Here is a 23,026-nt window from a genome sequence, read left to right on the forward strand (position 1 = left end):
CCCTCGTGGGGCTAGGCTTCCTAGCTGTGAGATCTCTGCGTCGATGCTGCCGCCCCGGGTGCAAGAACCCCGCTGTCGCGACGCTCACGTACGTCTACTCCGACTCCACCGCCGTCGTCGGCCCGCTTGCCACGGTCGACGAGCCGCACTCGTGGGATCTGTGCGAAACGCACGCGTCGAGGATCACCGCACCCAAGGGCTGGGAACTGGTTCGGTACGAGGGTGGGTTCTCGTCGAGCACCCCGGACGAGGACGACCTGACCGCGCTGGCGGAGGCCGTGCGGGAGGCGGGCCTCGGCGATCGCGGGCGGTCCGAACGGGCCCTGTCCACCGAGGATCGCGCGGAGACCGGCACCCAGCCCAGCCCGGCGCGCACCGGTCGTCGCGGCCACCTGCGGGTACTTCCCGACCCTTCCAACTGACGTCCAGCCTGTTTCCGGGCCTGCGGTCCGCGGCGTGCCGTGTCCGCGACGGGCAGGCATTAGGCTTGCGCCAGCACTGGTGCTCGTAAAGGAGAAACAAGAAGTGGCGCGATCAGCCGAGTCCGTACATGCCGTGATCAAGGCTTACGACGTGCGGGGTGTCGTCGGTGAACACATCGACTCCGCGTTCGTGCAGGACGTGGGTGGCGCATTCGCACGACTCGTTCGCGAGGACAGCGCCACGAAGGTCGTGATCGGCTACGACATGCGCGCGTCTTCCCCCGATCTGGCCCGCGCGTTCGCCGACGGCGTCACCGCCCAGGGTCTGGACGTCGTCCTCATCGGACTCGCGTCCACCGATCAGCTGTATTTCGCTTCGGGGCTGTTCGACTGCCCGGGTGCGATGTTCACGGCGAGCCACAACCCGGCGAAATACAACGGCATCAAGCTGTGCCGCGCAGGCGCGAAGCCGGTGGGGCAGGAGACGGGCCTCGCCACCATTGCAGCCGAGGTCGTCGACGGGGTTCCCGCGTTCGACGGTGCTCCCGGCACGGTGTCCGAGGAGGACGTGCTCGAGCAGTACGCGAGTTTCGTCCGCGGACTGGTGAACCTCTCCGACCTCCGCCCGCTGACGGTGGCCGTCGACGCGGGCAACGGCATGGGCGGGCACACCGTCCCCGCCGTGTTCGAGCCGATGCCGGTGAAGCTGGAACCGCTGTACTTCGAACTCGACGGCACGTTCCCGAATCACGAGGCGAACCCGCTCGACCCGGCGAACCTCGTGGACCTGCAGCGGTACGTCCGTGAGACCGGGGCCGACATCGGTCTGGCCTTCGACGGCGACGCCGACCGATGCTTCGTGGTCGACGAACTCGGCAACCCGGTGTCGCCGTCCGCCGTCACGGCCCTGGTCGCCGAGCGGGAGCTGGCCAAGGAGCCCGGCGCGACCGTCATCCACAACCTCATCACGTCCCGCGCGGTGCCGGAGCTGGTGACCGAGCTGGGCGGACACCCGGTCCGCACCCGGGTGGGGCATTCGTTCATCAAGCAGCAGATGGCCGAGACGCGCGCGATCTTCGGCGGCGAGCACTCCGCGCACTACTACTTCCGCGACTTCTGGGGCGCCGACTCCGGCATGCTCGCCGGACTGCACGTCCTCGCGGCACTGGGGGAGCAGGATCGTCCGCTGTCCGAACTGATGGCGAAGTACGAGCGGTACGCGGCGTCGGGCGAGATCAACTCGACCGTCGCGGACGCCGCCGAACGGACCGCCGCGGTGCTGTCGGAGTTCGCCGAGCGCACCGCGGACGTGGATCGGCTCGACGGTGTCACGGTCGCACTGGCGGACGGCGCGTGGTTCAACTTGCGGGCCTCCAACACCGAACCGCTCCTGCGACTCAACGTGGAGGCGGCGACGGCGGCCGAGGTAGATGCACTCGTTACCGAGATACTGGGCATCGTCCGAGCCTGACTGCCATAGTTGGAAGTACAGGTTCTGCTCGTGCTGCGAATGTGGCTTGCACCGATGAAGAAAGGGGGTGCGGTGTCATGACAGCGCCGACGCCCCTGGTCGATCTGGACGACGGGGACGCACTGGTTGCGGCGGACACCGAGGGTGTGTTGCGATCCGCCGCCATGGGGGGTGCCCAGATCCGGGCGACCCGGTCCGCGGTCGAGGAGGGGGCTCTCGAACGACTGCAGGGGCTGCGTCCGCGCAGCGTGGTGGTGGTGACCGGTGCGGGGCGTGCCAGTCGCGGCGCGGCGATCCTGACGGCGGTCCTCGCCGAACGGATCGGTTTCCCGCTGGTGCGCGCCACCCGGACCCCCGTGTGGGTGGGCCCGCTCGACGTGGTCGTGGTGGCCGGCGACGACGCAGGCGACCCACGACTCGTGCAGGCCATCGATGCGGCGGTGCGCCGCGGCGCCGAAGTGGTGGTGGCGGCACCGGACGAGGGACCCTTGCAGGCCGCGGCGGCCGGACGCGTCGTCATGTTCGCGCCGCGGGTCCGGGCACTCACCCGGCACGGTCTGCTGCGGTACTTCGCCGTTCTGCTGGCCGTCCTCCGGGTGGTCGGTTCGGAACGCTGGGGTGACGAGGTTCCCGACCTCGAGCAGATCGCCGACGCCGTCGACGGTGAGGCGCTGCGCGACAGGCCGAACAGCGAGGTGTTCCACAATCCCGCGAAATCGTTGGCCTCCCGCATGCAGGGACGCCGAATCGTGCTCACGGGCGATACGGAGAGCACGGTGGAACTGGCCCGGCACGGCGCCGAGGCGCTGCTGCACGCGGGCCGGGTGGTGACCGCGTCGGAGCTTCCGGACGTTCTGAGCGCGGCGGGCACGTTCCGTGTCGACCAGGCGCTCTCGGCGCACGACTCGATATTCCACGATCCCGAGTTGGACGGTCCACCGTCGGCGAGCCCGGTGCGCACGTTCGTGCTGTCGGCAGACGCCGATCGGATGCTCGTCGAACGCAGGATCGCCGCCCTGGGCGACGTCGATCTCGTCCTCGCGTCCTCGGACGAGGGTCAGGTTCCGTCGCAGCGTCCCGAGCTGGAACAGGCGGCGGTTCTCGTCGGCAGGCTCGACATGACTGCCGCGTACCTCCAATTGATCGGCGGTATCTAGTGCACCGACTCGAAGGTGCGCTCCGGTCCTACGCGTGGGGATCGCGCACAGCCATCGCACAGCTGCGTGGACTTCCGGTTCCCACGGCGCATCCGGAGGCGGAACTGTGGTTGGGCGCGCACCCGGGTGATCCCGCCCGCGTCCTCACCGAGGAGGGGCCCCGGTCCCTTCTGGACCTGGTGCACTCGGAACCCGAACGCCAGCTCGGCAAGCGGAGTGTGGAGACGTTCGGAGAACGTCTCCCGTTCCTGCTGAAGTTGCTCGCGTCGGAGGAACCACTGTCGTTGCAGGCCCATCCGAGCGCCGAGCAGGCGTGGGAGGGGTTCGCCCGGGAGAACGAGGCGGGAATACCCCTCGAATCCTCGGTGCGCAACTACAAGGACGCCAGCCACAAACCCGAACTCGTCGTGGCCCTCAGCCGGTTCCACGCGCTCGCCGGTTTCCGGGACCCTCAGCGGACGGTCAAACTGCTCGAGGCGATCGCGGTTCCGGAGCTGCAGCCCTACGCCGGCCTGATCGCCGGGCAACCCGACTCGGACGGTCTCCGCGCGTTGTTCACCACATGGATCACGTTGCCGCAGCCGGTGCTCGGCGCGCTGATGCCGAGAGTGCTCGACGGATGCGTCGCCTATCTGTCGAACACCAAGGACGGTGAGTTCGCGGCGGAGATCCGCACCGCCCTCGAATTGAGTGAGGTGTACCCGGGGGATGCGGGGGTGCTGGCCGCGCTCCTCCTGAACCGGGTCACCCTCGAACCAGGGCAGGGCCTGTACCTCGACGCGGGCAACCTCCACGCCTACCTGCACGGGATGGCCGTCGAGATCATGGCCAACTCCGACAACGTGCTGCGCGGGGGACTCACGCCCAAGCACGTGGACGTTCCGGAGTTGCTGCGCGTCCTCGACTTCGACACCGTCGACATTCCGATACTGGAAGCGGAAGAACGCCCGGGCCGTGGCGAATTCGTGTACTCCACACCGGCGCCGGAATTCGTCCTCGCGCGGATCGATCTGTCGCCGGACGGCCCCACGGAGCACCGGCTCGACTCGGAGGGGCCGCACATTCTGCTGTGCACCTCGGGTTCGGTGGAGTTGCGGTGCGGAACCGTTGCCCTCGACCTGTCCCAGGGCAACGCCGTCTGGATCGCGGCCGAGGACCCCGAAGTCGTGGTGACCGCGGGCACCGAGTCTGCCCAGTTGTTCAGTGCGAGGGTCGGCCCGCCGATCGCGTAGCCTGTGACCCGCCCTGCGATCCGAGAAGGGCTCCGCGGCCCGTCGTGAGGGTCGTGTGCGACCGAGAGGAGAAGTCAGTTGTCGGCTCATGGGGGAAAGAAGGCGATTCTCGCCGCGCTCGGCGCCAATGCCGGTATCGCGGTAGCCAAGTTCGCCGGCTTCCTGATCACCGGCTCGTCGTCCATGCTGGCGGAATCCGTGCACTCGGTGGCCGACACCTCCAACCAGGGCCTGCTTCTGCTCGGCCAGAAGAAGGCCGAACGCGCCGCCGACGATCTGCACCAGTTCGGTTACGGGCGTAGCCGCTACTTCTACTCGTTCGTCGTCGCGCTCGTGTTGTTCAGCCTCGGTTCGCTGTTCGCGATCTACGAGGGCATCCACAAGATCCAGCACCCCGAGGAACTCACGTCGCCCCTCGTGGCGGTGGTCATCCTGGTGATCGCCATCGGGCTCGAGACGTTCAGCTTCCTCACCGCCGTGCGGGAGTCGCGTCCCCTCAAGGGGAAGGCGAGCTGGTGGGGATTCATTCGCACGTCGCGCAGCCCGGAGCTTCCCGTCGTGCTGCTCGAGGACACCGGCGCACTGGTCGGTCTGGTCCTCGCTCTCGGTGGTGTCGGACTGACGATGCTCACCGGCGATCCGGTGTGGGACGGTGTCGGCACCCTCTGCATCGGCGCCCTGCTGGGAATCATCGCGATCATCCTCATCGTCGAGATGCAGAGCCTGCTGATCGGTGAGGGAGCCACCGCAGACGAGGAGGCGCGGATTCTCGCCGCCCTCGTCGACGGTGAGAAGATCGAGCGCGTCATCCACTGCAAGACGCAGTACCTCGGACCCGAGGAAATCCTCGTGGCCGCGAAAGTGGCCGTGGCCGCCGGATCGGACATCAGCGCCGTCGCCGAAGCCATCGACGAGGCCGAGGCGCGAGTGCGCGGCGCAGTCCCCGCGGCTCGCCGCATCTACATCGAACCCGATCTGTTCCGGGCAACCGAAGGCATAGGCTGAACGGCAACTTTCGATTGAGGAGGCTGATGTGGCCATCCAGGACAAAGGCAGCGGAGAACCGCACCTGAGCGGCAGGCCGACCGGATTGTTCCGCACCAAGTCGATCGAGCAGTCGATCCGAGACACGGACGAACCGGAAACCAAGCTCCGCAAGGATCTGACGGCGTGGGACCTGACCGTCTTCGGTGTCGCCGTCGTCATCGGCGCCGGCATCTTCACGCTCACCGCGCGCACCGCAGGCAACGTCGCCGGTCCGTCCGTGTCGGCGGCGTTCGTGATCGCCGCCATCGCGTGCGGGCTCGCCGCGCTCTGCTACGCCGAGTTCGCCTCGACCGTTCCGGTCGCGGGCAGCGCGTACACGTTCTCGTACGCGACGTTCGGTGAACTGATCGCGTGGATCATCGGCTGGGACCTCATCCTCGAATTCGCGCTCGCCGCGTCGGTCGTGGCGAAGGGCTGGTCGCTCTATCTCGGTGAGGTGATCGGCAACCACACACCGGTGGCGCAGCTCGGCTCGGTCACGTTCGACTGGGGTGCGGTACTCATCGTCGCGATCATCACCGTCGTGCTGGCGACGGGCACCAAGCTGTCGTCGCGGGTCTCACTCGTAATCACCTCGATCAAGGTGGCCGTGGTGCTCGTCGTGGTGGTGGTCGGCGCGTTCTACATCGACACCGACAACTACTCCCCGTACATTCCTCCGTCCGAGGCGGGCAGCACGGGCGAGGGCATCCACCAGTCCCTGTTCTCCTACGTCACGGGTGCCGGCGGCAGCACGTTCGGCTGGTACGGCCTGCTGGCGGCGGCGAGCCTGGTGTTCTTCGCGTTCATCGGTTTCGACATCGTCGCCACCACCGCCGAGGAGACGAAGGATCCGCAGAAGGCGTTGCCCCGCGGAATTCTGGGATCGCTGCTGATCGTGACGATCCTGTACGTGGCGGTGACGCTGGTGCTCACCGGCATGGTCGACTACCACGAATTGGCCGGGGACAGTTCCAATCTGGCCACGGCGTTCGGCATCCACGGGATCACGTGGGCGAAGAACCTGATCTCGTTCGGTGCGCTCGCCGGTCTCACCACCGTGGTGATGGTGCTGATGCTCGGGCAGACCCGGGTTCTGTTCGCCATGTCCCGGGACGGACTGATGCCGAGGCGCCTGGCGCCGACCGGCAAGCACGGCACACCCGTTCGGATCACCGTGCTCGTCGGTGTCGTGGTGGCCGTGCTCGCGGGCATCTTCCCGATCGGCACCCTCGAGGAAATGGTCAACATCGGAACGCTGTTCGCGTTCGTCCTCGTGTCGGTCGGCGTGATCGTGCTGCGCCGGACGCGACCGGACCTGCCCCGCGGATTCCGTGTCCCACTGGTCCCGTGGGTGCCTGTCCTCGCCGTCCTCGCCTGCCTGTGGCTGATGGTGAATCTGTCGGTCGAGACGTGGATCCGGTTCATCGTGTGGATGGCGCTCGGCGTGATCATCTACTTCGCCTACAGCCGCCGCCATTCGATGATGGAGAGACGGAGTCGCGGCGAGGTCTGACACGCAACGGGATTCGACGGCCGGGGGTCGGAGCGGCAGTACCGGGCGAGTGCCCCGGAAGCGGCGGGCACTAATGTCTTCGCCATGACTTCGTCGCGTGTCCGGGTGCCCTATCAGGAGGCTGCGCGGTTGCTGCTGCGTCAGTCGGTGCTCGATGCGATGCGGGATCTCCTGTTCGAGAAGGACTGGTCGGACATCACGATGTCCGATGTCGCGGCCGGCGCCGGGGTGAGCAGGCAGACGCTCTACAACGAGTTCAAGTCCCGGCAGGGGCTGGCGGAGGCGTACGCCCTCCGGCTGGCCGACGAACTGGTCGACGCCGTCGACGAGGCGCTGGCGGCGAACGTCGGGGAAGGCCGCGCCGCGCTGCTTTCCGGATTCACCGCGTTCTTCGCGGCCAGCCTGTCCGACCCGCTCGTGCAGTCACTTCTGCGCGGCGAGACCAAACCCGACCTGCTGCGTCTGATCACGACCGAGAGCGCGCCGATCATCGAGCGGGCGTCGACGCGGCTCGCCGACGTCTTCCAGCGGGGCTGGGTGCGGGCGAATCCGTCGGACGCGGGCATTCTCAGCCGCGCCATCGTGCGCCTCGCTATGAGTTACATCTCGATGCCACCCGAATCCGAGGCCAACGTCGCCGAGGATCTGGGTGCTCTTCTGGGGCCTTTCGTGGACGAGGCGGTCGGCGGGGCCGATCGGGAGTGACCGCCCCGCGGCGCAGCCTCACGTGAGTGTGACCCTCGGGACGCAGTACCGATAGCCTTGACCGAAACAGCAGTCAACCAGGAGAGGCAGATGACGACCTCAGTTTCAACCATGCCCGTGGCCGAGAGCCGAAACGGGATCGATTTCAAGGTGGCGGACCTTTCGCTCGCCGAGTTCGGCCGCAAGGAGATCCGGCTCGCCGAGCACGAGATGCCGGGACTGATGGCGCTTCGCCGCGAGTACGCAGAGGTGCTGCCGCTCAAGGGTGCTCGCATTTCCGGTTCGCTGCACATGACCATCCAGACGGCCGTCCTCATCGAGACGCTCACCGCACTGGGCGCCGAGGTCCGCTGGGCCTCGTGCAACATCTTCTCGACGCAGGATCACGCCGCCGCCGCGATCGTCGTCGGCCCGCACGGCACGCCCGAGGAGCCGCAGGGCACCCCGGTCTTCGCGTGGAAGGGCGAGACGCTCGAGGAGTACTGGTGGGCCGCCGAGAAGATGCTCACCTGGCCGGACGCCGACAAGCCCGCGAACATGATCCTCGACGACGGCGGCGACGCCACGATGCTCGTCCTCAAGGGCGCGCAGTTCGAGAAGGCCGGCGTCGTGCCGCCCACCGACGACGAGCAGGATTCCGACGAGTACAAGGTGTTCCTCGCCCTGCTGCGTCAGTCCCTCGACGCGGACAAGACCAAGTGGACCACGGTTGCGGAGTCGGTCCAGGGCGTCACCGAGGAGACCACGACCGGTGTCCTGCGTCTCTACCAGGTCGCGGCCGCCGGGGAACTCACGTTCCCGGCCATCAACGTCAACGACTCGGTCACCAAGAGCAAGTTCGACAACAAGTACGGCACCCGGCACTCGCTGCTCGACGGCATCAACCGCGGCACCGACGTCCTGATCGGCGGCAAGGCCGCGCTCGTCTGCGGTTACGGCGACGTCGGCAAGGGTTGTGCGGAGGCTCTGCGCGGACAGGGTGCCCGCGTTGCGGTCACCGAGGTCGACCCCATCAACGCTCTCCAGGCGCTGATGGACGGCTTCGAGGTGAAGACGGTCGAGCAGGCCATCGGCTGGGCCGACATCGTCATCACGTCCACGGGCAACAAGGACATCATCACGTTCGAGCACATGAAGCAGATGAAGCACCAGGCCATCCTGGGCAACATCGGCCACTTCGACAACGAGATCGACATGGCCGGCCTCGAGCGGTCCGGCGACGTCACCCGCATCAACATCAAGCCGCAGGTGGACGAGTTCCGGTTCAACGACGGCCACTCGATCATCGTGCTGTCCGAGGGTCGCCTGCTGAACCTCGGCAACGCCACCGGCCACCCCTCGTTCGTGATGAGCAACAGCTTCTCCAACCAGGTGATCGCGCAGATCGAACTGTGGACGAAGCCGGAGGAGTACGACAACGAGGTGTACCGCCTCCCGAAGCACCTCGACGAGAAGGTCGCGAAGATCCACGTCGAAGCGCTCGGTGGCACGCTCACCAAGCTCACGAAGGAGCAGGCCGAGTACATCGGCGTCGACGTCGAGGGCCCGTTCAAGCCCGAGCACTACCGGTACTAGAGGCCGCGGCGTCCCCCGGTCCGTCGCGCACGGGCCGGGGGATAGCCTTCTTCCTCGTGGGAAAACTGATTGCGCTGGAAGGCCTGGACGGCGCGGGCAAGCGAACACTCGTCGGCGCAGTGGTGACACGCCTCATCGAGCAGGGCCTGACGGTCGGCACCCTCGACTTTCCGCGGTACGGCAGGTCCATGCACGCCGATCTGGCGTCCGAGGCCCTCAAGGGCGCGCACGGTGACTTCAGCGACTCCGTGCACGCGATGGCCGTGATGTTCGCGCTGGACCGGTCCGGTGCCGTCGGGGAGCTGTCGGCGCTGCTCGCCGAACACGACCTGGTGATTCTCGACCGCTACGTGGCGTCCAACGCCGCGTACGGTGCGGCCCGGTTGCATCAGGGGGCGGACGGGGAGTTCGTCGGCTGGGTGGGGAACCTCGAATTCGAGCGGCTGGGGCTGCCCCGGCCCGACCTGCAGCTGTATCTGGACGTTCCCGTGGCACTCGCCGAGCAACGCGCCCGCGGCCGCGAATCGGCGGATGCGAGCCGGTCGCTGGACGCCTACGAACGCGACCGTGGACTGCAGGAACGCACCGGCGAGGTGTACCGGGAGCTGGCCGGGAAGGACTGGATTTCGCCGTGGTGGGTGCTCACCCCGGACACCGATCCGGTCACGCTCGCCGAAAACCTGGCACTCTTGAGTGACGACACGGCACGCCGTGACGAGAAAGAACACGGCACGCCGTAACGGCGAACGGGCTGTTACGGCCTCCGAAGATGCAACGATAGGGACATGAAGCCAAGGATTCTGGTTGTCGACGACGACACTGCGCTCGCGGAGATGCTCACGATCGTCCTCCGCGGCGAAGGATTCGATCCGTATGTGGTGGGGGACGGGACCCAGGCGCTCACCGCGGTCCGGGAGACACGCCCGGACCTGGTGCTGCTCGACCTGATGCTGCCCGGCATGAACGGCATCGACGTGTGCCGGGTCCTGCGCGCCGACTCCGGTGTCCCCATCGTGATGCTGACCGCGAAGACGGACACCGTCGACGTGGTCCTCGGATTGGAATCCGGCGCGGACGACTACATCATGAAGCCGTTCAAGCCGAAGGAGCTGGTGGCGCGGGTCCGGGCACGGCTTCGCCGGACTGAGGACGAGCCGGCCGAGCTGCTCAGCATCGCCGACATCGTCATCGACGTCCCCGCCCACAAGGTGAGCCGGGGCGAAGAACTGATCTCCCTCACCCCCCTCGAGTTCGACCTCCTGGTGGCTCTGGCGCGCAAACCGCGACAGGTGTTCACCCGTGAGGTCCTGCTCGAGCAGGTGTGGGGTTACCGACATGCAGCCGACACCCGACTGGTCAACGTGCACGTTCAGCGTCTGCGGGCCAAGGTCGAGACTGATCCCGAGAATCCCGAAGTGGTTTTGACGGTCAGGGGGGTCGGCTACAAGGCCGGACCGCCGTGACAGGTGTTTCCCGATGGCGGCGTCGTGTCAACCGACGCGTTTCGCCGATCCTTCGGTGGGGTCACTCACTGAGCAATACCCTCGCGCACACATGGCGTCGTTCGCTGCAGCTGAGGGTCGTCGTCTCGACGTTGACGTTGTCGCTCATCGTCATCGTCGTGCTCGGCGTCGTGCTGACGAGCCAGATCACCGACCGTCTGCTCGAAACGAAGATCAACGCGGCGACCGAGGAGATGGACCGTGCCCGCAGCACGGTCGAGGGGCAGCTGGCGGGGGCGGACGACAGTAGTTCGCCCACCACTCAGCTCGACGGTGCCCGGGCTGCGCTGACGAACCGGGAGCCCGACGCCGGTCAGGCGTCGGGGTCGGCGGGAACGTTCGATCCTGTGCTCATCGTGCCCGGTGACGGCCCCCGCGCCCCGACGTCCAGCGGCCCGGCGGACCAGATTCCGGAATCACTGCGGGCGTTCGTCCAGGCCGGTCAGGTGGCCTACCAGTTCGCCACGGTCAACGATCCCGAAGGCTATTCGGGGCCGGCGCTGATCGTCGGGAGCCCGACCGCATCCGCGATCTCCACGCTCGAGTTGTACCTGGTGTTCCCGCTGGCCAGTGAGGACCGCAGTCTGTCGCTGGTCCGCGGCACGCTGCTGGTGGGTGGTGCGGTGCTCGCCGTGCTGCTCGCGGCCATCGCGCTCCTCGTCGCCCGGCAGGTGGTTCTGCCGATCCGGTCGGCGTCCCGGATCGCGGTGCGCTTCGCCGACGGCCGGCTGAAGGAACGCATGCCCGTGCGCGGCGAGGACGACATGGCCCGGCTGGCGATGTCGTTCAACGAGATGGCGGAGAGCCTGTCCAAGCAGATCACCCAGCTCGAGGAGTTCGGAAATCTCCAGAAGAGATTCACCTCCGACGTGAGCCACGAGCTGCGGACACCGCTGACGACGGTGCGCATGGCGGCCGATCTCATCCACGACGGCAGCGACGATCTCGACCCTGTGCTCCGGCGGTCGTCGGAGTTGCTGGTCGCCGAACTCGACCGGTTCGAGGGGCTGCTGGCCGACCTCCTCGAGATCAGCAGGCACGACGCCGGTGTCGCGGAACTGGCCGCCGAGCAACTCGACGTCCGGATGTGTGCGCGTGCGGCGGTCTCGACGGTCCGTCACCTCGCGCGCGAGAGCGGGACCGAACTGATCGTGGACCTGCCCGATCAGGCAGTCATGGCCGAGGTGGACCCGCGTCGCGTGGAACGCATTCTGCGGAACCTGCTCGCGAACGCGATCGATCACGGAGAAGGCAAACCGGTGCTGCTGCGCCTGCGCGCCGACGACAGCGCTGCGGCGTTCATCGTGCGCGACCAGGGCGTGGGTCTGCGGCCGGGCGAGGAGAAGCTGGTGTTCAACAGGTTCTGGCGGTCCGACCCGTCGCGGGTGCGGCGGTCGGGCGGTACCGGCCTCGGACTCGCGATCAGTGTGGAGGACGCGAATCTCCACGACGGCAGGCTCGAGGCGTGGGGCGAACCCGGCCAAGGCGCCTGCTTCCGGTTGACGCTGCCGCGGGTGCGGGGCCGCAAGGTCGTGTCGAGCCCGCTGCCGCTGAAACCGGGAACCGCGAAATACGTTCAGGGTCAGCCTGTCCCGGGCGACACCACGTTGCCGGTGCGCAACGAGAGCCCGGAGACGGTGGCCGACGAATCCCGCACGGTTCCCAAGAAGCGCGAGCGCGCGCACGTCGGTGACCGAGACGGTTCGCACCTTCCGGAGCAGGACCTGTGACGCCCCGGCGGCGATCCGCCCTGCTGTCGCGGTCGGTATGCGGAGCGATCGTCCTCGCGGTGCTCGTGACGGTCAGCGGGTGCGCGAGCCTCCCGGATTCCTCCACACCGCAGGCGATCGGCACGATCAACCGTGACTCGCCCGGATCGAGCGTCGCGGCCCCCGCGCCGGGGCGTGAACCCGACCTGCTGCTCCGCGACTTCTTCAAGGCCAGTACCGATCCGTCCAACCGGCACCTCGCGGCCCGTCAATTCCTCACCCCCGGTGTGACCGGCAGGTGGGACGACGCGGCCAGCGCGACCATCGTCGACAAGGTCGACGTCCTCCCGGAGACGCGGTCCGCCGACAAGGCGACGTACACGATCCGCGCCAATAAGGTGGGGCAGCTCGAGCCCGGCGGACTGTACGTGGCGGAGGAGGGCAGCTTCGAGACGAAGATCAGCCTCGAGCTACTCGACGGGGAGTGGCGGATCTCCGAGCTCCCCGCCGGCGTGATCCTGGACCGGGCACAGTTCCTGAACACCTATCAGCGCAAATCGCTGTACTTCCTCGATCCGGCCGGGACGACGGTCGTGCCGGATCCGCGCTGGGTGTCGGGCGCCCAGGACCAGATGGCGTCGCAGTTGATCGGCTTGCTGATCGACGGGCCGAAGGCCGCCCTGGCCCCGGCCGTGCGCAACGAGCTCGGCGACGGCGTGTCGGTGCGGGGCCCGATCACGAAGGCCGACGGCCGCACCGCGCAGGTGGGGGTGGGGCTCGGCGGCATCCGGATCGATTTCGCCGGCGTGCCGCCCATGGACGCGCAGGCGAAGCAGCTGTTCGCGGCGCAGGTGATCTGGACGCTGGCCAACGCGGAGATCTCGGGCCCCTATGTGCTGCTCGCCGACGGCGAGCCCTTCGACGAGCGGTTCCCGAACGGGTGGACCACCGCCGACGTCGCGTCGATGAATCCGTTCGCGACCTCGAGCGCCACCGTGGGGCTGCACGCGCTGCGCGAGGGGTCGATGGTGAGCGTCACCGAGACCGGGGTCACCCCGGTGCCCGGGTACTTCGGTTCGGCCCGCAACATGCGTTCGCTCGCGCTGTCGCAGGACGGAAAGCTGGTCGCCGCGGTCGCGGACACGGGGCGTCCCGCCCCGGAACCCGCGAGTTCGCTGATGGTCGGCGCGTACGAGGACGGTGCCGCGTCGGTGCTCGAAGGCGGCGCGATCACCCGCCCGACATGGGCACCCGACAATTCGGCGATCTGGGCAGCGGTCAACGGCAACACGGTGATTCGGGTGTTGCGCGAGCCCGGCACCGGCCGGACGTCGGTGGTCAACGTCGACGCCGGCGCCGTCACCGCGCTGGGTGCCACGATCACCGAGTTGCGGCTGTCCCGCGACGGGGTGCGCGCGGCACTGATCGTCGACGGCAAGGTCTACCTCGCGATCGTCACCCAGATGCCGGGTGGTGAGTACGCTTTGACGAATCCCCGTGCGGTCGCGATCGGTCTGGGCAGCCCGGCGCTGTCCCTGGACTGGAGCACGAGCGACACGATCGTCGTCGCGCGCGCGGCCTCGGACATCCCGGTGGTGCAGGTGGCCGTCGACGGATCACGGATGGACGCGCTGCCGAGCCGTAATCTGACCGCGCCGGTGGTGGCCGTGGACGCGTCGACGACCACGGAGTTCGTCGCCGACTCCCGGGCGGTGTTCCAGTTGAACAACAACGATCCGGCGGGCGACCGGTACTGGCGGGAGGTTCCCGGGTTGACGGGTGTCAAGGCGATCCCGGTCCTGCCGGGCTGAGGCTGTCGGTGCGGTCGCCGATACTGCCCGCATGCGCGCCCTGCCCGGCCTCCGGAGCCTGCTCGACCTGATCCTGCCCGCCGAATGCGGCGGGTGCGGCGTGCCGGGCACGCAGTGGTGTGCCCGCTGCGCCACGGAGCTGGCCGACGATCCCGTGCTGCTCCGGCCCCGCGTGGATCCCGGGGTCGGGGTGTGGGCACTCGGACCGTACTCGGGTGCCCGCCGTCGCGCCGTGATCGCCGCGAAGGAACGCGGGCGGCGTGATCTCGCCGCGCCCCTCGGATCCGCCGTCGCGGGCGCCCTGGGCCGTCTGCAGCAGTGGCGAGAACTCGACCCGCCGGACGTCGCCCCGGTGGTTCTGGTGCCGGCTCCGACGCGTCCCCGGGCCGCCCGTGCACGCGGCGGCGACCCCGTCACCCGGATCGCCGTCGCCGCGGTGGGAGGCAGACGCGTGTGTCCCGCGCTCGTGATGCGACGCGCCGTGCGCGATTCGGTCGGACTGAGCGCAGATCAACGTCGAGTAAACCTCGAGGGTGGCGTCCGGTTGACCCGCAGCGGTCAAGTATTCGCGCGGCATCTCGCGTCGGAACCGGCTGCACTGCAACGCATCTCGGTGGTACTGCTGGACGACGTGTCGACCACCGGGGCGACCGCCGCCGAGTCGGTCCGGGTGCTGTCGCGAGTGGGTATCCGAGTGAGCGCGGTGGTCGTCGTGGCGGGTGTCAGATGAAATTCTGCCGAACAGTGGCACTCGCGCGCGTTACGTACTAGCGTCGCGGACACACCCGAAAACACAGGTAGGAGGTGGAACTTCGAACCTGGTGCCGGGCGGACCCCCTTCCGGCATTGCTCAAACTCGCCGCCGCCCATCAAGGGGCGGGGCCGTAATCGGGAGGTACGAGTGACGACCCCTTCGCAAGCCTCGGTTTTCGTCGACGACCGCACAACGGATGCACAAGAGAAGACGGATACCCCCAACGCCGAGATCGTCGTCAAGGGACGCAACGTCGAGGTACCCGACCACTTCCGCGTGTACGTCTCCGAGAAGCTGTCGCGCCTCGAGCGCTTCGATCCCTCCATATTCCTGTTCGATGTCGAACTTCACCACGAACCCAATCGACGCCAGAGGAAGAACTGCCAGCGCGTCGAGATCACTGCCCGAGGCAAGGGGCCGGTAGCCCGAGCCGAGGCATCCGCCGACAGCTTCTATGCAGCATTCGAGTCGGTGACCGCCAAGCTCGAGAGCAGGCTCCGCCGCACCAAGGATCGCAAAAAGGTCCACTACGGGGAAAAGACCCCGGTGTCGGTGGCGGAGGCCACCGCCGCACTCGCCGAGGACGACAGTCTCGGCATCAGTCCCGACATCTCCCTGGACGGTCAGATGCCGGACGAGCACACACCGGGTCATGTCGTGCGTACCAAGGAACACAAGGCCGCGCCGATGACCGTCGACGATGCTTTGTACGAGATGGAGCTGGTAGGACACGATTTCTTCCTGTTCCACGACAAGGAGTCGGACAAGGCGACCGTCGTCTACCGGCGGCACGCGTTCGACTACGGATTGATCCGTCTGGCGTGATGTACTCCCGTTCCGCCTGACGATCCGAGCGGTCGGTCTACTCGTCCGATCGCGGAAGCGCCTACCATGGAATCCGGCCGGGGTTCTCGGACCTCCGGCCGGATTTTGTGTGTCACCCATCCACTGCCGAAGATTGAGGACGAACAAGACTGTGCCGTCGCTGTCGCTATCGAAGCTGCTCCGTGTTGGTGAAGGTCGCATGGTCAAGCGGCTCAAGCACATCGCCGACCACGTTTCCTCGCTGTCGCCCGAGGTCGAAGACCTGACCGACGAGCAACTCCGCGCGAAGACCGAGGAGTTCCGCGCCCGCTACCGCGACGGCGAGACGCTCGATGAGCTGCTGCCCGAGGCGTTCGCGGTCGCCCGCGAGGCGTCCTGGCGCGTGATCGACCAGCGGCACTTCCACGTGCAGATCATGGGCGGCGCCGCCCTCCACTTCGGCAACATCGCCGAGATGAAGACGGGTGAGGGCAAGACCCTGACCTGCGTGTTGCCCGCGTACCTCAATGCGATCGCCGGCGACGGCGTGCACGTCGTCACGGTCAACGACTACCTCGCCAAGCGCGACTCCGAGTGGATGGGCCGCGTCCACCGCTTCCTCGGCCTCGACACCAGCGTGATCCTGTCCGGCATGTCGCCGGCCGAGCGTCGCGCAGCCTATGCGGCCGACATCACATACGGCACCAACAACGAGTTCGGGTTCGACTATCTGCGCGACAACATGACGCACTCCCTGGACGATCTCGTCCAGCGCGGTCACAGCTTCGCCGTCGTCGACGAAGTCGACTCCATCCTCATCGACGAGGCCCGAACCCCCCTCATCATCTCCGGCCCCGCCGACGCCTCGAGCAAGTGGTACGCGGAATTCGCGCGCATCGCGCCCCTGCTCAAGCGTGACGTGCACTACGAGGTCGACATCCGCAAGCGCACCATCGGCGTCCACGAGGCCGGCGTCGAGCTCGTCGAGGACCAGCTCGGCATCGACAACCTGTACGAGGCCGCCAACTCGCCGCTCGTGAGCTACCTGAACAACGCCATCAAGGCCAAGGAGCTCTACACGAAGGACAAGGACTACATCGTCCGCGACGGCGAAGTGATCATCGTCGACGAGTTCACCGGCCGCGTCCTCGTCGGCCGCCGCTACAACGAGGGCATGCACCAGGCGATCGAGGCCAAGGAGAAGGTCGAGATCAAGGCCGAGAACCAGACCCTCGCCACGATCACGCTCCAGAACTACTTCCGTCTCTACGACAAGCTGTCGGGCATGACGGGTACGGCCGAGACCGAGGCCGCCGAGCTGCACCAGATCTACAACCTCGGCGTCATCCCGATCCCCACCAACCGGCCGATGGTCCGCGTCGACAACGGCGACCTGATCTACAAGACCGAGGAAGCCAAGTTCGACGCCGTCGTCGACGACGTGGTGGAGCGGCACGAGAAGGGCCAGCCCGTTCTGATCGGCACCACCAGCGTCGAGCGGTCCGAGTACCTGTCGAAGCAGTTCACCAAGCGCGGCGTGGCACACAACGTGCTGAACGCGAAGTTCCACGAGCAGGAAGCCCAGATCATCGCCGAGGCCGGCAGGTCGGGCGCCGTCACCGTGGCGACCAACATGGCCGGTCGTGGTACCGACGTCGTGCTCGGCGGCAACCCCGACATCATCGCGGACATCGCGCTCCGCAAGCAGGGACTCGACCCCGTCCACACGCCCGACGACTACGAGGCGGCGTGGGACGACGTCCTCGACCAGGTCAAGGCCGAGGTGAAAGCCGACGCGGACAAGGTTCGGGAGGCGGGCGGACTGTACGTCCTCGGCACCGAGCGGCACGAATCCCGGCGTATCGACAACCAGTTGCGCGGCCGCTCCGGCCGTCAGGGCGATCCGGGTGAGTCGCGGTTCTACCTGTCGCTCGGCGACGAGTTGATGCGACGGTTCAACGGCGCGGCCCTCGAGTCGATCATGACCCGGCTCAACCTGCCCGACGACGTTCCCATCGAGGCGAAGATGGTCTCGAAGGCCATCAAGAGCGCCCAGACGCAGGTCGAGCAGCAGAACTTCGAGATCCGCAAGAACGTCCTCAAGTACGACGAGGTGATGAACCAGCAGCGCACGGTCATCTACAACGAGCGCCGCCAGATCCTCGAAGGCAAGGACATGGAGGGCCAGGTCGAGAAGATGATCACCGACGTGGTCACCGCCTACGTCGACGGTGCCACCGCCGAGGGATACGTCGAGGACTGGGATCTCGAACAACTGTGGACGGCCCTCAAGACGCTGTACCCGGTCGGCCTCGACTACAAGGAACTGGTCGGCGACGGCGACGACGGTGAGACCAACGACATCACCGCCGACGAGCTGCGCGAGACCCTGCTGAAGGACGCACACGACGCCTACGCCCGGCGCGAGGCCGAGATCGACGGCGTCGCCGGCGAGGGATCGATGCGCGAACTGGAGCGTCGCGTCCTGCTGAGCGTGCTCGACCGCAAGTGGCGCGAACACCTCTACGAGATGGACTACCTCAAGGAGGGCATCGGCCTGCGGGCGATGGCCCAGCGTGATCCGCTCGTCGAGTACCAGCGCGAAGGTTTCGACATGTTCGGCGGCATGCTCGAGGGTCTGAAGGAGGAGTCGGTCGGATTCCTGTTCAACCTTCAGGTCGAGGCGGCCGCCCCGACGGCGGCACAGGCCCCGGGCGTGAGCGTCACCGCGGCTTCCGCAGCGGCGACGGCGTCGGCCTCGCCCGCTCCGGCACCGCCGCGGCCACTGCCCACCCAGGAGGCGGCGCAGCAGGCGCAGGGCACGGCGGCACCGTCCGCCCTCCGTGCGAAGGGCCTGGACGACGGCGAGCCCCGCGGGCTCACGTACTCCGGGCCTGCCGAGGACGGCAACGCCCAGCTCAGCCGCCGCGGAGCCGCCGAATCGGACGATGCCGCCGACGCCGGAACCCGTCGTCAGCGGCGTGAGGCCGCGCGGTCGCAGTCGAAGAGCAAGAAGGCCCCGCGGACCAAGCGCAAGCGCTGACCGCAGACGAAGACGATCAGCCGATCACCAGCGAGGTGACGGTCCAGCCCGTGTCGGACTGCTGTTCGACACGGGCTGCGATCACGAAGATCCGCGGTCCCCGGCCGTAGGTGCCGAAGGCCTCGAACGCGCACGGCTCCACCGCGCGCAGGTGCACGCGGACGAGCGTCGCGACACCGAGTCGCCGGGCGGGCGACTCCGACAGCGCGAGCGTGCGCACGACGTCGACGAGCGACGGCGTCACCAGCGGCCGCAATTGCCGTACGTTGCGGCGCCGATCCAGCACTTCGAGGACGAGCCGGAACGCCTGCTCCGTGAACCGCTGGACGTCCGGTGAGGGAAGAGGCAGCGTTCCCGGCTGTGTCGCGGCGGTGCGTGGCGACGCCCCCGAGTGGGGCGACGAGCGGTGCCTGCCGCGCCCGGACGCGTGCCGTTCGCCCGACGGCGCCGCCGAACGCCCCGGCAGAGGCGGTGCGGGAACGTCACCGGCCGCCGGCTCGAAGTGCGGCACCCGTGACAGGAACGTGTAGGACTCACTCATTTCTTACCCCCCGGTTTCGGCATGAGACGGCCGTCGTAGCGGTCATACTCGCACGGATCCCGTCGTCGTGTCGCCGAACCGGGGAGCGGACCCTAGGGTGGGGACGTGCGGGGATTGATATTGGACTTCGGAGGAGTTCTCGCGGGTCCCGGTTCGGACATGGACGGCCTGTCGTCCGTCCTCGCCGGTGCCCGGACTCGTGGGGTGCGGACCGCGATCCTCAGCAACGATCCCGGTGGTCCCGGCGCGCAGTGGCTGCGGGAACTCGGTGACGGCCGGCTGGTCGATCAGGTCGTGCTGTCCGGGGATGTCGGTGTCGCCAAACCTGATCCGCGGATCTACCGGCTGACGGCCGACGCGCTCGGTCTGGCCCCGGGGGACTGTATCTTCGTCGACGACCTGTCGGTCAATGTCCGGGGTGCGGTGGCCGTCGGGATGGTGGGTATCCACCACGTCGACGGCGGCGCCACCGCGGACGAGATAGCGATACTTCTCGAGGTCGATCGAGATGGGATGCAAGGGGGACAGGCGCCGACATGGTGACGAGACTGACTACGCAGGACGCGTCGTTCTATTTTCTCGAGGCGAGCAGTACGCCGATGCACGTGGGTTCGCTCGCGATCTTCCGCAAGCCGCGAAACGGGTTGTCCTACGAGGAATTACTGAGCCTCGTCGAGGAACGACTGAGTCTGGTCCCGCGCTACCGGCAGAAGGTGCGGGAGGTGGCGCTGGGACTGTCGCGGCCGGTCTGGGTGGACGACCAGGACTTCGACATCGAGTACCACGTCCGGCGGTCGGCGCTGCCGAAGCCCGGATCGGATGCCCAGTTGCACGATCTGGTCGCACGGCTCACGTCCCGGCCGCTCGACAACACGCGACCGCTGTGGGAGATGTACCTGGTGGAGGGGTTGTCGAACAATCGCTTCGCCATCTTCACGAAGTCCCATTCGTCGCTGGTCGACGGTGAGACGGCGCTCGAGATCGGTCAGGTGATCCTCGACCCGGCGAAGACCCGGCGTCCCATGGCCGAGGAGCTGTGGATGCCGAGCCCCGCCCCCAGTGAGTCCACACTGATCGCCGGGGCGCTGGCGGAGATGGTGGCGCGGCCGGGCGAAGGGCTGGCGGCGCTGCGGATGACGTTGGGTGACATGGCGTCCGCGCTCGGTGAGACCGTGCGCGCCGTCGGCAAGGTCGCCGCCGTCGTGCGCACCGCCACGCAGGTGGCGCCGGCGAGTCCGCTGAACGCGACCATTTCACGCAATCGGCGCTTCGCGGTGGTCAAGACCGAGCTGGGTGACTACCGGAAGATCCGCGCGCAGTACGGGTGCGAGGTCAACGACGTCATCCTCGCCGTCGTGTCGGGTGCGATGCGGTATTGGCTGCTCTCCCGCGGCGAGCCGGTGGCCGAGTCGACCACGGTCCGGGCCATGGTCCCGATGTCCGTGTACGCGACGGACCCCGAGACCGACGACGAGGAGTCACGCCGCGGCGAATGGGCGGATCCGCGAAGCATGGTGTCGTCGTTCCTCATCGACCTGCCGGTCGGGGAACCGAATGCCGTGGTGCGGCTGTCGCACGTGGCGCACGCCATGGAGGCGCACGCCAAGCAGAGCCAGAGGGTCACCGCGGAGACCCTGGTGCGGTTGTCGGGATTCGCGCCCGCCACGCTGCACGCGATGAGTGCCCGTGTCGCGAGCAGCTTCTCGCAGCGGATGTTCAACCTGATGATCACCAACGCGCCGGGACCGCAGCTGCCGCTGTACGTCGGGGGAGCGCGGATGCTCGAGATGTATCCGGTGTCGCCGCTGCTGAAAAACCAGACTTTGAGCATCGGCCTGACGTCCTACGACGGCAACGTCTACTACGGTTTGAATGCAGACCGTGACGCCATGGCCGACGTGGACGTGGTGGCGGCGCTGCTGTACGAATCTCTCGAGGAGTTGTTGGATGCCAGTCGGTGAGAAGTCCGCGGTGCGAATGACGGGTGACGCATGACGAGGGTGTACGTTCCCGCGACGATCGAGATCCTCCAGCGGCTCGTCGCCGACCGGGAGTTCGATCCGATGAGCCGTACCGCCTTCGCCGTCACCCCCACGCTCCGCGAGGCGTACTCGTCGGGCGACGACGAGGAACTGGCCGAGGTCGCGATGGCCGAGGCCGCCCGCGCCTCGCTGCGACTGATCGCGGGCCGGGTGGGGGAGAGCGGAAGCGACGGGGTTCGCTTCCGTCGCGCCGTGGTCGCCGCGGACGTGGACGAGGTGACGCCGCGGCCGGATCTCGACGACGCCGTGGTCCGGTTGCCCGGTCCGGTGACGATCGGCACGGTCGCGTCGGTGCACGTGGATCTCGCGGAGGCGGAGCCGGACATCGAACGGGCCGTGTCGGCGATCGACGAGGCGGATCTCGGGGACCCCGACGCCGAGTTCGTTCTCGGTGACGCGGAGGATCATGTCCTGGCGTGGTACGCCACTCAGGAGCTTCCGTTCCTTCTCGAACTGCTCTGACCGGTACGTCCTCTTACCTTGGGGTAACCTACGGTACCGTAACTTGATAACCTACGGTAGCGTAGGTCATGACGGAAAAGGTGGAGGTCGGATGGGTCTGAAGGATTGGATCGAGGCGCCCGCAGCAGCGGTTGTGCCCGCCAAGCGGTCCAAGCTCAATTGGTTGCGAGGTGCGGCGGCACGGCTCACGACGCCGTTGCTGCCCGACGACTACCTGCATCTCGCCAACCCACTGTGGTCGGCTCGCGAACTGCGCGGACAGATCGTAGAGGTGCGCGCGGAGACCGCGGACTCGGCCACGATCGTCATCAAGCCGGGCTGGGGATTCGACTTCGACTACGAGCCCGGCCAGTACATCGGCATCGGTCTGCACATCGACGGACGCTGGCACTGGCGCTCGTACTCCCTCACCTCGCCGCCGAACTGGGACGACAAGCTCATCTCCATCGCCGTCAAGGCGATGCCCGAGGGGTTCCTGTCGAGTCACCTCGTCAACGGTGTGCCCTCGGGGACGATCGTGCGGCTCGCGACCCCCACGGGCAACTTCGCGCTGCCCGACCCGCCGCCGCAGCGGATCCTGTTCCTCACCGCGGGCAGCGGCATCACTCCCGTCATGGCGATGCTGCGCACGATGAACCGGCGCGGTCAGCTCCCCGACGTCTTCCACGTCCACTCGGCCCCCACCGACGCCGACGTGATGTTCGCCGACGAGCTCACCCGGCTCCACGAGGAGCACGACGACTTCCGGTGCAAGATCCAGCTCACCCGCAGCCAGGGCAAGTTCGCGCTGTCCTCGCTCGACGAGGTGTGTCCCGACTGGCGCGAACGGCAGACGTGGGCGTGCGGACCGCTGCCGATGCTCGACGAGATCGAGACGCTGTGGCGTGACGAGGGCATCGAGGACAAGTTGCACCTCGAGCGGTTCGCCGTCTCCCGCGCGGACACGTCCGGCGAGGGCGGGACCGTCACGTTCGCCAAGGCCGACAAGACCGTGACGATCGACGGTGCCACCACTCTCCTCGAGGCGGGTGAGCAGGTCGGGGCACTGATGCCGTTCGGCTGCCGGATGGGTATCTGCCAGACGTGTGTCGTGCCGATCCTCGCCGGGCACGCCATCGACCTGAGGTCCGGCAAGCAGCACGCCGAAGGTGACCGAGTCCAGACTTGTATCTCCGCGGCGGCAGGGGACTGCACGCTCGACGCGTGAGCGTGGGCGTGTTGTTCACCTGACTCCGCTATTCTCGGACTCTCACC

The 23,026-nt window shown here is 67.6% G+C and carries 20 protein-coding genes; 19 read left to right on the forward strand and 1 reads right to left on the reverse strand.

Annotated elements, in window-relative coordinates; translation table 11 throughout:
- Nucleotides 1-26: 26 nt before the first annotated feature.
- The 15 genes from QM806_RS15540 (at nt 27) to secA (ending at nt 18,727) form a co-directional block, all read left to right on the forward strand.
- Entirely contained in the window at nt 27-422 is a 396-nt protein-coding gene (locus tag QM806_RS15540) for a DUF3499 domain-containing protein (protein WP_005259770.1), read from the forward strand.
- 103 nt (nt 423-525) lie between these two features.
- Nucleotides 526-1,893: a phosphomannomutase/phosphoglucomutase gene (locus QM806_RS15545; protein WP_043790472.1), complete on the forward strand. Its 1,368-nt coding sequence runs from the start codon at nt 526-528 to the stop codon at nt 1,891-1,893.
- Between the two features lie 77 nt (nt 1,894-1,970).
- Nucleotides 1,971-3,050 (forward strand): hypothetical protein, encoded by a 1,080-nt coding sequence (locus QM806_RS15550; protein ID WP_005568162.1) that lies wholly within the window; start codon nt 1,971-1,973, stop codon nt 3,048-3,050.
- Nucleotides 3,050-4,282, forward strand: coding sequence for a mannose-6-phosphate isomerase, class I (gene manA / locus QM806_RS15555; protein ID WP_005568160.1), 1,233 nt, complete (start codon nt 3,050-3,052; stop codon nt 4,280-4,282). The genes QM806_RS15550 and manA overlap by 1 nt, the downstream gene beginning before the upstream one ends.
- A 78-nt stretch (nt 4,283-4,360) precedes the next feature.
- Nucleotides 4,361-5,287 carry a cation diffusion facilitator family transporter gene (locus QM806_RS15560; protein ID WP_005568158.1) on the forward strand — a complete coding sequence of 309 codons (927 nt, stop codon included), beginning with the start codon at nt 4,361-4,363 and terminating at the stop codon, nt 5,285-5,287.
- Nucleotides 5,288-5,315: 28 nt separating this feature from the next.
- Entirely contained in the window at nt 5,316-6,824 is a 1,509-nt protein-coding gene (locus tag QM806_RS15565; protein WP_005259762.1) for an amino acid permease, read from the forward strand.
- 84 nt (nt 6,825-6,908) lie between these two features.
- Entirely contained in the window at nt 6,909-7,529 is a 621-nt protein-coding gene (locus QM806_RS15570; RefSeq protein WP_005259761.1) for a TetR/AcrR family transcriptional regulator, read from the forward strand.
- Nucleotides 7,530-7,619: 90 nt separating this feature from the next.
- Nucleotides 7,620-9,104, forward strand: a complete 1,485-nt coding sequence (gene ahcY / locus QM806_RS15575) for an adenosylhomocysteinase (RefSeq protein WP_043790469.1) — start codon at nt 7,620-7,622, stop codon at nt 9,102-9,104.
- A 56-nt stretch (nt 9,105-9,160) separates the two neighbouring features.
- On the forward strand, nt 9,161-9,844 hold the full coding sequence (locus QM806_RS15580; RefSeq protein WP_054248260.1) for a dTMP kinase: 684 nt from the start codon (nt 9,161-9,163) through the stop codon (nt 9,842-9,844).
- A 45-nt stretch (nt 9,845-9,889) separates the two neighbouring features.
- Nucleotides 9,890-10,567: an MtrAB system response regulator MtrA gene (mtrA, locus tag QM806_RS15585; protein ID WP_005240059.1), complete on the forward strand. Its 678-nt coding sequence runs from the start codon at nt 9,890-9,892 to the stop codon at nt 10,565-10,567.
- Nucleotides 10,564-12,336 (forward strand): MtrAB system histidine kinase MtrB, encoded by a 1,773-nt coding sequence (gene mtrB, locus QM806_RS15590; RefSeq protein WP_043790468.1) that lies wholly within the window; start codon nt 10,564-10,566, stop codon nt 12,334-12,336. Before mtrA ends, mtrB begins: the two co-directional genes overlap by 4 nt.
- Nucleotides 12,333-14,126, forward strand: coding sequence for an MtrAB system accessory lipoprotein LpqB (lpqB, locus tag QM806_RS15595; RefSeq protein ID WP_005259751.1), 1,794 nt, complete (start codon nt 12,333-12,335; stop codon nt 14,124-14,126). Before mtrB ends, lpqB begins: the two co-directional genes overlap by 4 nt.
- Nucleotides 14,127-14,157: 31 nt before the next feature.
- Complete coding sequence (locus QM806_RS15600; RefSeq protein ID WP_064080334.1) at nt 14,158-14,856, forward strand: ComF family protein; 699 nt, start codon at nt 14,158-14,160, stop codon at nt 14,854-14,856.
- Between the two features lie 171 nt (nt 14,857-15,027).
- Nucleotides 15,028-15,705 (forward strand): ribosome hibernation-promoting factor, HPF/YfiA family, encoded by a 678-nt coding sequence (hpf, locus tag QM806_RS15605; protein WP_005568143.1) that lies wholly within the window; start codon nt 15,028-15,030, stop codon nt 15,703-15,705.
- A gap of 151 nt (nt 15,706-15,856) precedes the next feature.
- Nucleotides 15,857-18,727, forward strand: coding sequence for a preprotein translocase subunit SecA (gene secA / locus QM806_RS15610; RefSeq protein ID WP_064080335.1), 2,871 nt, complete (start codon nt 15,857-15,859; stop codon nt 18,725-18,727).
- Nucleotides 18,728-18,743: 16 nt separating this feature from the next.
- Here secA and QM806_RS15615 read toward each other — a convergent pair whose 3' ends face one another.
- On the reverse strand, nt 18,744-19,268 hold the full coding sequence (locus QM806_RS15615; protein ID WP_005562538.1) for an Rv3235 family protein: 525 nt from the start codon (nt 19,266-19,268) through the stop codon (nt 18,744-18,746).
- Nucleotides 19,269-19,373: 105 nt separating this feature from the next.
- On the opposite strand from QM806_RS15615, the gene QM806_RS15620 reads away from it, so the two are divergent.
- From QM806_RS15620 to QM806_RS15635, 4 genes are all read left to right on the forward strand, one after another.
- Nucleotides 19,374-19,811, forward strand: coding sequence for an HAD-IA family hydrolase (locus tag QM806_RS15620; RefSeq protein ID WP_037204691.1), 438 nt, complete (start codon nt 19,374-19,376; stop codon nt 19,809-19,811).
- Complete coding sequence (locus QM806_RS15625; protein WP_005259739.1) at nt 19,805-21,229, forward strand: WS/DGAT/MGAT family O-acyltransferase; 1,425 nt, start codon at nt 19,805-19,807, stop codon at nt 21,227-21,229. The genes QM806_RS15620 and QM806_RS15625 overlap by 7 nt, the downstream gene beginning before the upstream one ends.
- Before the next feature lie 30 nt (nt 21,230-21,259).
- The gene (locus tag QM806_RS15630) at nt 21,260-21,772 is read left to right on the forward strand and encodes a DUF6912 family protein (RefSeq protein WP_005259738.1); all 513 of its coding nucleotides are present in this window, start codon (nt 21,260-21,262) and stop codon (nt 21,770-21,772) included.
- Nucleotides 21,773-21,863: 91 nt separating this feature from the next.
- Nucleotides 21,864-22,979: a ferredoxin reductase gene (locus QM806_RS15635; RefSeq protein ID WP_005259737.1), complete on the forward strand. Its 1,116-nt coding sequence runs from the start codon at nt 21,864-21,866 to the stop codon at nt 22,977-22,979.
- Nucleotides 22,980-23,026 lie beyond the last annotated feature (47 nt).

It is taken from the genome of Rhodococcus sp. IEGM 1351, assembly GCF_030056875.1.
Lineage (GTDB): Bacteria > Actinomycetota > Actinomycetes > Mycobacteriales > Mycobacteriaceae > Rhodococcus_F > Rhodococcus_F opacus.

Bases quoted from the DNA above. Each gene is read 5' to 3' on its own strand.
- QM806_RS15550 (WP_005568162.1), top strand. From the start codon at position 1,971: ATGACAGCGCCGACGCCCCTGGTCGATCTGGACGACGGGGACGCACTG.
- QM806_RS15570 (WP_005259761.1), top strand. From the start codon at position 6,909: ATGACTTCGTCGCGTGTCCGGGTGCCCTATCAGGAGGCTGCGCGGTTG.
- ahcY (WP_043790469.1), top strand. From the start codon at position 7,620: ATGACGACCTCAGTTTCAACCATGCCCGTGGCCGAGAGCCGAAACGGG.
- mtrA (WP_005240059.1), top strand. From the start codon at position 9,890: ATGAAGCCAAGGATTCTGGTTGTCGACGACGACACTGCGCTCGCGGAG.
- QM806_RS15600 (WP_064080334.1), top strand. From the start codon at position 14,158: ATGCGCGCCCTGCCCGGCCTCCGGAGCCTGCTCGACCTGATCCTGCCC.
- QM806_RS15615 (WP_005562538.1), bottom strand. From the start codon at position 19,268: ATGAGTGAGTCCTACACGTTCCTGTCACGGGTGCCGCACTTCGAGCCG.
- QM806_RS15625 (WP_005259739.1), top strand. From the start codon at position 19,805: ATGGTGACGAGACTGACTACGCAGGACGCGTCGTTCTATTTTCTCGAG.
- QM806_RS15630 (WP_005259738.1), top strand. From the start codon at position 21,260: ATGACGAGGGTGTACGTTCCCGCGACGATCGAGATCCTCCAGCGGCTC.
- QM806_RS15635 (WP_005259737.1), top strand. From the start codon at position 21,864: ATGGGTCTGAAGGATTGGATCGAGGCGCCCGCAGCAGCGGTTGTGCCC.